The sequence below is a fragment of the Thermodesulforhabdaceae bacterium genome (genome assembly GCA_037482015.1).
Lineage (GTDB): Bacteria > Desulfobacterota > Syntrophobacteria > Syntrophobacterales > Thermodesulforhabdaceae > JAOACS01.
Genome location: JBBFKT010000001.1, coordinates 596,528 through 608,179, shown reverse-complemented (window position 1 = coordinate 608,179; position 11,652 = coordinate 596,528). Strand labels below are relative to the sequence as shown.

General features: G+C 44.8%; 11 protein-coding genes. All 11 read left to right on the top strand.

Features of this window, described 5'->3' with window-relative positions; translation table 11 throughout:
• Positions 1-56 precede the first annotated feature (56 nt).
• The 11 genes from WHS38_02750 (at position 57) to mraY (ending at position 11,640) form a co-directional block, all read left to right on the top strand.
• Positions 57-1,442, top strand: a complete 1,386-nt coding sequence (locus WHS38_02750; GenBank protein MEJ5299889.1) for a DUF1015 domain-containing protein — start codon at positions 57-59, stop codon at positions 1,440-1,442.
• 4 nt (positions 1,443-1,446) lie between these two features.
• Positions 1,447-2,184 carry a tRNA1(Val) (adenine(37)-N6)-methyltransferase gene (locus WHS38_02745; GenBank protein ID MEJ5299888.1) on the top strand — a complete coding sequence of 246 codons (738 nt, stop codon included), beginning with the start codon at positions 1,447-1,449 and terminating at the stop codon, positions 2,182-2,184.
• A 70-nt stretch (positions 2,185-2,254) separates the two neighbouring features.
• Positions 2,255-3,046, top strand: a complete 792-nt coding sequence (locus WHS38_02740; protein ID MEJ5299887.1) for an SDR family oxidoreductase — start codon at positions 2,255-2,257, stop codon at positions 3,044-3,046.
• Between the two features lie 32 nt (positions 3,047-3,078).
• Positions 3,079-4,080 (top strand): beta-ketoacyl-ACP synthase III, encoded by a 1,002-nt coding sequence (locus WHS38_02735; protein ID MEJ5299886.1) that lies wholly within the window; start codon positions 3,079-3,081, stop codon positions 4,078-4,080.
• Between the two features lie 63 nt (positions 4,081-4,143).
• Entirely contained in the window at positions 4,144-4,938 is a 795-nt protein-coding gene (locus WHS38_02730) for an AAA family ATPase (protein ID MEJ5299885.1), read from the top strand.
• 118 nt (positions 4,939-5,056) lie between these two features.
• Positions 5,057-5,656, top strand: coding sequence for an IMP cyclohydrolase (locus tag WHS38_02725; GenBank protein MEJ5299884.1), 600 nt, complete (start codon positions 5,057-5,059; stop codon positions 5,654-5,656).
• An 86-nt stretch (positions 5,657-5,742) separates the two neighbouring features.
• The gene (gene purD, locus WHS38_02720; protein ID MEJ5299883.1) at positions 5,743-7,035 is read left to right on the top strand and encodes a phosphoribosylamine--glycine ligase; all 1,293 of its coding nucleotides are present in this window, start codon (positions 5,743-5,745) and stop codon (positions 7,033-7,035) included.
• A 13-nt stretch (positions 7,036-7,048) separates the two neighbouring features.
• On the top strand, positions 7,049-7,555 hold the full coding sequence (gene purE, locus WHS38_02715) for a 5-(carboxyamino)imidazole ribonucleotide mutase (protein ID MEJ5299882.1): 507 nt from the start codon (positions 7,049-7,051) through the stop codon (positions 7,553-7,555).
• A 72-nt stretch (positions 7,556-7,627) separates the two neighbouring features.
• The gene (locus WHS38_02710) at positions 7,628-8,284 is read left to right on the top strand and encodes an L-threonylcarbamoyladenylate synthase (protein ID MEJ5299881.1); all 657 of its coding nucleotides are present in this window, start codon (positions 7,628-7,630) and stop codon (positions 8,282-8,284) included.
• On the top strand, positions 8,281-10,452 hold the full coding sequence (locus tag WHS38_02705; GenBank protein MEJ5299880.1) for a glycosyltransferase: 2,172 nt from the start codon (positions 8,281-8,283) through the stop codon (positions 10,450-10,452). The genes WHS38_02710 and WHS38_02705 overlap by 4 nt, the downstream gene beginning before the upstream one ends.
• Before the next feature lie 78 nt (positions 10,453-10,530).
• Positions 10,531-11,640 (top strand): phospho-N-acetylmuramoyl-pentapeptide-transferase, encoded by a 1,110-nt coding sequence (gene mraY / locus WHS38_02700; protein MEJ5299879.1) that lies wholly within the window; start codon positions 10,531-10,533, stop codon positions 11,638-11,640.
• The last annotated feature ends 12 nt before the right edge of the window (positions 11,641-11,652 follow it).

The following is an 11,652-nucleotide window of genomic DNA, read 5'->3' as shown; positions in this document are numbered from 1 at the left end:
CTAATTTGTAGAGAAATTTCGACTTTATAGAACAGAAAGGAAGGACCAACAAAAAAATGGCTATCATTGCTCCTTTTCGAGGATTACGCTACGGCAAAGGATGTTTCGCTAAGGGCTTTTCACTAAAAGACGTAATAACTCCTCCATACGACGTTATAAGCCCCCAAGAAAGAGAAAAGTATAGACTGCGAAGTCCCTACAATTTTGTGCACATCGATCTTCCTAAACCCCCTAACCAACCCGAAAACGAAACGCAATTAAACACAGATCCCTATGAACATGCCAAAAAGCTTTTTTCAGAATGGATCAAGGAAGGGATTTTTGAGTTAGACCCAGAACCTGCTTTTTATTATTACGAAATCGATTATTTTATTCCTACAGACAATGTTCTTCACACGCGGAAAGGCTTTTTTACTCTCTTAAAGCTTGAAGAGTTCCAAAAAGGCTGTGTTTATCCTCACGAAAAGACATTTTCGCGAGTTAAAAAAGATAGGCTACTTTTAACCACCGCATGCAAAGCTCACCTCAGCCCGATTTTTGCTCTTTATTCTGACAATGGCGGTCAACTCATCGAAGCACTTCGAGAAGCCAGCTCCAAAAATCCCCAAGTCGTAACCTATACCGACGATCAAGGTATAGCTCATAGACTGTGGCGCATCAATGATCCAGAAGTCTGCGAATTTCTTCGTAAAGCCTTCGTCGAAAAGGATATTTACATAGCCGACGGTCATCACCGCTATGAAACAGCCCTAGCCTACCGCAACATAATGAGAGAAAAGACAGGGAGAGCAGACGGAAATGAACCTTACGAATATGCTTTGATGTATCTTTCGCCCATGGAAGATCCTGGGCTAATGATACTTCCTACTCACCGGCTATTCCCATCATTCCCGTTAGACCTTGTTCAACCTTTTCTTGAAAGAGCAAAGGAATTCTTCCAGATCGCTTCGTTTTCTACTTCAAGTGAAGAAGAACAACGTCTGTGGGCAAAGGCGCTCTGGGATGAAGGGCAGAACCGTCGCAATGCTTTTGGGGTGGTCTTTCACGGGCAAAGTGAAATGTGGCTACTCAGAGCAAAACCTGAAAAAGTCCGACAATTTCTCTTGAACCTTCGTATAGCAGAAGAATTTCTGGATATTGACGTCGTCATCCTTGATAGCATCATCTTCGGACATCTTTTGAGACTTGATCAAACCATGCTGGATGACGAGCTTAAGATCTGTTTTTCCCACGATATATGGGATGCCTTGAACAAAGTGCTTAAAGGCTCCAAAATGGCGGGATTTTTTATCAATTCCACAAGGATTGATCAGGTCAAGAGAGTGGCATCTCGATGTCTTGTAATGCCTCACAAATCCACTTATTTCTACCCAAAAGTGGCAAGCGGTCTTGTAATCTATCCCATGACGGATCCAGTAACATTATGCAATCCTATCAGTTAGGTCCATGACTGTTGATTCTAATACGATAACCAGGGATTCGCTTTTCAACGGGAAGCTCACAATCTACCAATACAAAAAGGGTTATCGATTCTCCATAGATGCGGTCATTCTTGCAAATATTACCGAATGCACTAGAAATGACCTTATTATAGACCTGGGAACGGGCTGCGGTATAATACCTCTTATATTAGCTTATCGTGGGAAAGGGCGTCGGATTGTGGGAGTAGAGATCCAGGAAGATCTAGCAGAAATAGCCAGAAAAAATGTGGAAGAAAATGGTTTTGACAGTATTATAGATATTCACCGTGTGGACGTTCGAAAAATTAAAGACCACTTTGAAGCTGGAACCTTCGACTTAGTTGTAAGCAATCCTCCTTATCGTCCTGTGAAAACCGGAAGGATCAACCCGGAATCGCAAAAGGCGATAGCTCGCCACGAACTGACGATGACACTTGAAGACACTTTGAGCGCAGCGGCATATCTTCTTAAAAATAGTGGAACTTTATCCATGATTTATCCAGCCTGGAGGTTAGATGATCTGATTGTTCTAGCGCACCAATACAATCTGAGAGCTAAAAAGCTTACCTGTATTCATTCGCAACCAGGAACTAACGCTGAACTTGTTCATATAGTTATGAGAAAGAAGGTAGGCCGTGAACTTATAATTGCTCCACCGCTTTTTGTTTACGAGTCGGGCGAAAAAAGATATACACCACAAGTTGAGAAATTTTACGAACCATAAAACCCGTAAGAAATGCCCAAATGGCATTTTAATCTCATGTCTGAAAAAACAAAGACGGGAGGGATAGAGAATGGATCTGGGACTTAAGGGAAAGGTTGCTTTCATTGCTGGAGGTAGCCAGGGCCTGGGTAAGGCAGTGGCAATGGAAATGGGGCGAGAAGGGGCAAGACTTGCTATCTGCGCTCTCGATGATCCCGAACTTCCAAATGCCGTTGAAGAAATAAGAGCCAAAACCGGAGCTGAAATTATAGGCATTGCTGCCGATGTAAGCATTCCCGAACAAGCAAGAAACTTCATCAGGAAAGCTCTTGAATATTACGGCACTGTTGACATCCTCGTAAATAATGCTGGCGGACCTCCATCGAAAACCTTCCTGGAAATAGACGACGACCTTTGGTTTTTCGGCTTCCGACTTAACCTTTTAAGCACCATCGTGATGACTCGCGAGGTAGTTCCCGTTATGAAAGAGAAGAAGTGGGGAAGAATTATCAACATGACCTCCATTTCAGTAAAACAACCTATCGATGGGCTTATTCTTTCAAATACTATAAGATCCGGCGTTGTGGGTTTTGCGAAAAGTCTGTCTAACGAACTGGCTCCATACAACATTACGGTAAATAATGTTTGCCCAGGATACACTCTCACAGACCGAGTCAGAAATCTTGCGAAAGTAACAGCGGACAAGGAAGGAACCACCCCGGAAGAAATAATTAAACGATGGGAGTCTCAAATTCCCATGGGACGCCTTGGAACTCCCGAGGAATTCGCAGCTTTGGTCACCTTCCTTGCCTCTGAGCAAGCCGGCTACATAACCGGCGCATCCATTCATATAGATGGAGGCTGGTATAAAGGAGTAATGTAATAATAAACAATCAAACATCTGGAATAAAAAGCATGAAGCCGCAAAGGAAAGCTTATATAAGATCAGTTGGAAGATTTCTTCCTGAGCGAAGGCTTACAAACAAAGACTTTGAAAAAATGGTCGATACGACCGACGAATGGATCATAACCAGAACGGGCATTCGTGAAAGGCGCATTCTGGAACCAGGGTTGGGCAATTCCTACATGGCTACTCGAGCTGCACAAGAATGTCTTGAACGTGCAGGAGTAGGTCCAGAAACTGTAGATGCCATCATCGTCGCAACGGTAACACCGGACATGTTTTTTCCATCTACAGCCTGCCTTGTTCAGCGAGACATAGGTGCAAAAAAAGCCTGGGGATTTGATTTGTCAGCGGGATGTTCTGGTTTTGTATTCGGGCTGGCTACAGCAGCTCAGTTCATAGAATCGGGACGATATGATCGAGCGCTCGTGATCGGAAGCGATGTAATGAGTTCCATCATTGACTACACGGATCGTAACACCTGTGTGCTCTTTGGAGACGCTGCAGGAGCAGCACTTGTAGAACCCTGCCCTGAAGAAAACTTCGGTATTCTCGACTTCATCTTACACTGCGACGGCTCGGGAGAGCCTCACCTTCATATGAAAGCAGGAGGAAGCCGAAAACCGGCGTCGATAGAAACAGTGCAGAATAGAGAACACTACGTTTATCAGGAAGGCAGACCTGTCTTTAAAGTAGCCGTATCGGAAATGGCCGCAGTAACTGAAGCGATCATTAAAAAAAACGGGCTTCAAGGCGAAGACATTGCCTTCCTTCTCCCCCATCAAGCAAATCTTCGTATCATACAGGCCTGTGCTGAACGCGCTGGCATACCGATGGAAAGAGTAGTTGTAAATATTGATCGCTACGGAAATACTACTGCAGCTACGATCCCGCTATGTCTATACGAAATCATCAACGAAGAGAAAAAAGTTAAGAAGGGTGACTACCTGGTAATGTCAGCTTTTGGAGCAGGTTTTACGTGGGGAAGTATACTTATAAAGTGGTGGGAATAATGAAACAATTCGCGGCAGAAGCCGTGAAATTCTTAAATAAGAAGTAGTATGAAAGGAGATCCCATGAGTTATGTAATTTCGCTCGGAGGAAAGGGCGGAACAGGAAAAACAACCGTTGCAGGACTTCTGATCCGTTACATGTTGAAAAACGGCATGAAACCGATTCTAGCCGTAGATGCCGATCCTAACACGAATCTTAATGAAGTGCTTGGTGTAAAAATCAAAACCACTCTTTCTGATGCTCGAGAACGAATGAAAAAAGATGTTCCCACGGGCATGACAAAAGACATTTTCATGGAACTTCAAATGGAAGAAGCGCTTATAGAAGCTGACGGCTTCGATCTTGTCGCTATGGGACATCCAGAAGGTCCCGGATGTTACTGCGCTGCAAACAGCATTTTGTCTAACCTTCTCGACAAACTCATGGCAAATTACCCTTATTTAGTTGTGGACAACGAAGCGGGAATGGAACACTTTAACCGGCTAACTCAAAAAGATATCGACCTTCTTCTTGTTGTTTCAGACAGTAGCAAACGAGGAATCACGGCAGCCTGCCGCATAGCCCAACTGGTTAGATCACTCCCGATAAAGCTGGGCAAGCAATATCTTATTGTTAATCAGTGGGCTGGCGACCCCAACTCTTTCTTAACAAACCTTCCTGATGATGTCGCTAAAACCTTCGGAAACAATGTAGTTGTTTTCCCGGTGGATCCTTTGATTGCTCAATACGATCTTCAGGGGAAACCCACCATGGCACTTCCAGATGATTCGGCTATTGTAAAAGCCAGTGAAGCTTTCTTTGAAAAGGTTCTAGCGGATGTTAGTTCGACAGCAGCAAAAGCCCGAAAAGTCGGATAGACGATTTGAAATCTACCGCCACGCCATATCTCAATCGGCTGGCGGATCAAATATTCTCTGCGGCTGATTCTTCAAGCCATTAACAATATTCTTTAGGAAGAAAGGAGTTCATAGATAGATGATAACAATCACTAGAGCTCTTATAAGTGTGACAGACAAAACAGGAATAGTTGATCTGGCTAAAGGGCTTGTGCGTCACGGAGTATCCATCATTTCAACGGGTGGCACTGCTAAAGTGCTTCGGGATTCGGGGCTACCTATAACCGATGTTTCGGATTTTACTGGATTTCCCGAAATGCTCGACGGGCGAGTCAAGACTCTACATCCAAAAATCCACGGCGGCATTCTGGCTCTACGGAATAACGAAAATCACATGACAACCATCAAAGCTCACGGGCTTCAGTTAATTGATATGGTGGTCGTAAATCTCTATGCCTTTGAAGCCACCGTATCCAGAGAAGGATGCACTCTGGAAGAAGCTATAGAAAACATTGACATCGGCGGACCAACTCTCATCCGAGCATCAGCGAAGAACTTCCGACATGTAGTTGTTGTAACAGACCCGGCAGATTACCAAACCATTCTAAAAGAAATGGATTCTCAGGGAGGAAAAATCTCCGAGCAAACTAGCTTTGAAATGGCAAAAAAGGCCTTCTGTTTGACTCATCGCTACGATGGGGCAATTTGTAATTATCTTAGCAACATACCCAGACTGTGAATAAATGTGGGAATTAGCTTGAATGAGCTTGTAGAGGCGATACGTCAAGTTGCCTCTTATGGACAGAACGGAGGATTCAGGAAAAAATGAAGGTTCTTGTGGTAGGAAGCGGTGGAAGAGACCATGCGATAGCGTGGAAGTTCCTTCAGAGCCCTAGAGTTAAAAAAGTCTATGTTGCTCACGGCAACGCTGGCATAGCTCAAATAGCCGAATGCGTTAACGCTCAAACAGTTGAAGAGATAGCCGACTTTGCAGAAAAGGAAAAGATTGATCTAACCTTCGTTGGCCCAGAAAAGCCCCTTTCTGCTGGCATAGTGGACGAATTCAGGAAGCGTGGTATTCCTATAGTAGGACCGGACAAAAGGGCGAGCCGCCTTGAATCGAGCAAGTGCGACACAAAGGTGCTGCTCAGAGATCTTGGCATACCTGTGGCTGAATTCGCCATTTTTGATGATCCCGACAAGGCCAAACAATATGTTCGATCTGTGGGCTATCCTGTGGTTGTTAAAGCGGACGGACTCGCCGCAGGGAAAGGTTCCATTGTATGTAGCACTCCAGAAGAAGCAGAAGAGGCTGTTCACTCTATAATGGTTGATCGAATATTTGGAGACGCAGGAAATAGAGTGGACATAGAAAAAAGGCTTTACGGTAGAGAATTATCATTCTTCTGCTTTACCGATGGAGAAACCATTCTTCCGATGGTTGCCGCTCAGGATTACAAGCGAGCCTACGATGGCGACCAGGGAAAAAACACTGGCGGAATGGGATCTTACAGTCCTCACCCGTGGCTAACTGAAGAACTTACAGAACATATCATGAGCCGGGTTGCTCGCCCCCTTGTAAAGGGCATCAGCGAACGCGGAATCCACTACGAAGGCGTAATTTACCTTGGATTAATGCTTGTTGAAGAACATAATTCCATTACCCCCTATGTGTTAGAAATCAACATCAGACTTGGCGATCCTGAAGCTCAGGTTATTCTACCTCGCCTTAAAACCGATCTTGTTGATGTTTGTGAAGCCATATCCACACGCCGGCTAAAAGAAATTCGTCTGGATTGGGATCCTTCATACTATCTGTGTCTTATAGCTGTTAGTGGTCGATGCAAGGGCAAAAAAGGATGGTATAAGGGTTATCCAGATAGATACAAAATTGGAGTGCCAATTAAAGGACTGGAAGAGGTGGATCCTTCTTGTATTGTCTTTCATTCGGGGACTGGAATTGGAGATAATGGAGAATTGGTGACTACAGGTGGAAGAGTCTTTGGGATTATAAGTCGAGGTTCCACTCTAGCGGAAGCTAGAGAAATCGCCTATAGGGAAATGAAAAAAGTAAGTTTTGAAGGTATGTATTACAGAAGCGACATCGGGAAGGAGTAAGGAGGAGTAACAGATGACAAAAAAACCATTAGTAGCGGTTCTTATGGGCAGTGACTCTGATATGAAGGTGATGGAAGGTGCACTGGAAGTGCTTAGATCTTTCGAAGTGCCTTATGAAGTTAAGGTGCTTTCGGCTCATCGTGCACCAGAAGAAGTGGCGAACTTTGCCAAAACTGCTGATAGTCGAGGTATCAAAGTTATAATTGCAGGAGCCGGATGGGCTGCTCATCTTGCAGGCGCTATCGCTGCCAACACAGTTCTTCCCGTCATAGGAGTTCCCATAGATTCGTCTCCCCTTCATGGCTGGGACGCACTTCTTTCGACCGTGCAGATGCCTCCGGGAGTTCCTGTAGCAACGGTCTCCATTGGAAAAGGGGGAGCAAAAAACGCAGCTTTCCTGGCTGTAGAAATTTTGGCTTTATGGGATGAAAGACTTAAAAACCGCCTTGTTGCCTACCGTGCTGAAACTAGAGAAGCGATCCTAAAGAAAAACGAGGAACTTTCTGAGACTATGAAATAGAGTTAGCAGAAGCAGGGATAATACTGGTAATACATTGTCCCTGCCTGCTTAATTAAAAGCGGGCAAACAATCATGAATCCTCTCTACTGGCAACTTAACAAGGATGAGGTAATCCCTGAAGAAGTTAAAAATTTGTGGCGTGAACTTCTTCAAAAGGGTCAGATTTTTTTCTATCCTACCGAAACAATTTACGGTATTGGCACCGCACCTTACCGGGAAGAGTGGATACAAAACATCTATCTTGCTAAAGGCCGCCCCGAAGATAAACCTCTTCCGCTCATTGCTGCGTCCCTTGAAGATGCAAAAGATGCATGGGTAGAGTGGAATCATCTAGTCGAAAAACTCGCTCTTAAATTTTGGCCAGGACCTCTAACGATCGTGCTCAAGGCAAATCCGAAGCTTCCAGAAATACTGCATGCAAAGACAGGAAAAATTGGAGTCCGTGTCTCGTCTCATCCTGTGGCAAGACTTCTTGCAGAACTTGCGGGGGGATTGATAATATCAACAAGCGCAAATCCTTCAGGGGAAATGCCTCTGAGGGACCCTTCATCAATACCACCAAGGCTCAAAAACTTCCTTGCAGTAATTATTGACAATGGTGTTATATTTGGGACTCCATCAACTGTTGTTGACTGCTCAGGGGGAGAAATAAAGATTCTGCGGGAGGGGGCTATCCCGTATGATTTGCTTATGAAAGTTCTGGATGGTGACAGCAAGGAAAATCAATGAAGATATTAACTTTTATGTTAGGTGCCATAGCTCTATTGGTATGTTTATACGGGTTAATGAGTGTTCTTGTACGTTTCAGGATTAAGCCTGTCCGTAAAACTCCAACTGTGATTCTTGCCGGTGGTGGAACGGGGGGACATGTTTATCCCCTGCTTGCGATCCTGGAAGAAATCAAGCGCCGACACCCAAACTATCGAGTCATATACATTGGAAAAGCCGGCAAAGCAGAAGACCACATTATTCCAAAGGAAGGCTTTCAGCTTCTTCATACCTGGGCACATCCTTTTGAAGGTGTAAGGAATCCCGTTAAGCTTTGCTGGTGCCTTGTAGTTACAGCCTTTGGAACTTTAAAAAGTATCGTTTATCTTTTGAAATTCCCACCCTTATGGGTGATCTCCACAGGTGGCTACGTCAGTGCTCCTACCGTTATGGCTGCTCTGGTTCTGAAACGGTTGTTTAGAGTCCCCATAGGAATCTTCCTGCATGAACAAAATACCATCCCCGGAAAGGTTAACCTGATATTGGGAAAATGGGTTGATCGAGTATTTGTAAGTTTTGAACAGACTCTTAGCTTCTTCCCTAAAAACGGCGTTATCAGCGGATACCCTGTGAGGCAGTCTATATCGGTGATGGATAAAAAACCGTCTGAGTCCGCCTTGCCTTTCAAGGTCCCACCAAACAGAAAAGTGGTCTTCATATTTGGTGGATCCCAGGGGGCAAGAACTATAAACCGTGCCGTTGTGGACGCTATTCCTTACCTTTTTCCGTACCGTCACAAAATTTTTATCGTGCACGGAAGAGGACTTTCAAAAACGCCGATTTATGATGCCGAACGCGACACAGAAGAACGTATTGCTCAACTTGATGAAGAAATAAAGCAAGAACTACCAAATTTTTACTACGGGCAGGATTACTTTTATAACATTCAGAATGTCTATGCTATTGCTGATCTTGTAGTAGCAAGAAGTGGTGCCGGAACGATCAGTGAAATAGCTGCCATGGGGAAGCCATCTATTCTGATCCCCAAAAGTGGGCTTCCCGGGGATCATCAGGTAATGAATGCCAGAGCAATGAAACAAACTGGAGCAGCTTATGTTCTTTACGAGGATGTGACCAGGAATGAAAACGGAGAGATCGTAGAGCAAGTTAAAGGGCAGGTGCTAGCTCAAGCCATCCTGAGAATCCTGCAGGATAACGTTTTACTTACAACAATGAGCCTATGCGCCAAAGCAATCTTCCAGCGAAATGCAGCAAAAACTATCGCCGACATAATTGAAGGAAGAGCTGTGCCTCTACCTCCAGAAAAAATCCTTGCATCCATGGATATTCCACCCGCATGGACGAATGGGAAATTGCTTCGCGCTCTTCAACTTTCCTATGAAAAAAATCCTTCCGCTTATACACCCCTAGATGTGCTAAAGGATGAAGATGAACTGGAATACTTTCGCTACCGTGTCGGACGGCTTTTAAATGACCATCGGTGGGAGATTCGAAACATGGGCGTTAAACTCGCAGGATACCTGCTCTGCCGCGACAAAATACCGGAACTTTTGAGAATGATCGAAGATAGAACCCCCGTTCCGCTATGGCAAAGACTTCTAGGAGGTGATTTTCGAGAAGTTGGGTTTATACGCCGTAACGCCCTAAAAAGCATAAGGCTTCTTGGAGTCTTTGACGCAAAGGTTGCCAGAGCAGTAGAAAAAGCCCTTGATGATCCCTATTACGAGGTTAGGGCTGAGGCCTGCCAGGTGGTAACTCACTTTTCAGAACTGCTGGCTGGAAAGGATGTATGGTTCAAAAGGATTCTTGCGAAGTTAAGGGATCCATCATTTGAAGTGGTCGTGGAAGCTGCCGTTGCCATAGGGCACATTGGAGTTGATAATCGAGCAATTGAAGTGCTCTTTTCTCTAGGAACGCATCATTTCTGGCAAGTGCGGGAAGCAGCATTGCGAGGTATTCTCAAGATGCTGGAAAGACATGTTATCTGCCCTTCGCCAGAACTTTACAGGGGACTGAATGGATTTATTCTAACATCCACTGATTTTGTCCCCCATTTCCCCATCAGGGAGACCTACTGTGCTATAATGGCTTTGTGTGAAGAGCGAGTCCGCAAACAAAAGGCCTGTCTGGCGGGAACTAAAACAACAGCTAAAGAAGAACTAGGATAGTAAAACTGGCAGAATGAAGCCAAGAAAAGCAATTTCTTAGAATTTGAAATACTATTCCGATCCTTTGGAGGTTTTTGAATGCTTTACTGGCTTGGCAACCTGCTTATGTCCCTTTCAGATTTTCTCTCCTTCTTTCGACTGGTAAACTACACAACCTTTCGAGCTATCATGGCGGCTCTTACAGCGGCCATTTTTATTCTTATCTGTAGCAAACCCTACATAATGTTTCTTCATCGTCGCAAGATTCTCGACCAACAGCGGGAAACTGGCCTCAGGTTCATATCAGGGAAAGGTGACACTCCCACGATGGGAGGAATTCTGATAATCGGTGGAGCCTTTTTCTCACTATTTCTATGGGGCAATTTATCGAGCCCCTTTCTTTGGGGTGTTGTATTCGCAACAACCTGGTTTGGTGCTCTCGGATTTATCGACGATATAAAGAAACTCAGGCGAAAAAGTGGTGATCGGGGTCTTTCTGAGAGAACAAAGCTAATTGTTCAGGCGGCTTTTGCCATAGGTTTTGCGTGCTATGTTACAAGTTCCTTCAGTCCGCTCCACCCAAGGGAAGCTACGCTTTTTTACATCCCTTTTCTCAAAGCTCCCCTTGTTAACCTGGGGCATTGGCTCTACACAGTTTTTGTCATTTTGTTCGTAATGTTTGTAACCAATTCCGTAAACATAACCGATGGATTGGACGGACTTGCTATAATGCCCTCAATTCTTACCATTTCTGTGCTTGGAGTTTTTGCTTACGTTATTGGAAACAAAATCTATTCGGCATACCTATACTATCCTTACATTCCTGGGGCTGGAGAACTCGCCGTCGTAGCCGCTGCCTTAGGGGGCGCCGGGCTGGGCTTTCTATGGTATAACGCTTACCCGGCTCAGATATTCATGGGAGATACGGGATCCCTTGCTCTGGGAGGAGCTATTTCCACAATGTGCGTATTCCTTAAGCAGGAAATGCTTTTCCCTATTCTTGGCGGGCTTTTCGTGGCGGAAGCTCTATCGAGCCAGATTCAGGACAAAATCGGTGTAAAACTCATAGGGAAACGCCTATTCACAAGAGCGCCTCTTCATCACGCACTGCAATACCGGGGGCTTGCTGAACCTAAAGTCGTCGTCCGTTTATGGATAGTATCAGGCATCCTGGCTCTCATCGCTCTGGCAACATTGAAAATAAGGTAACACTCAAAGAGG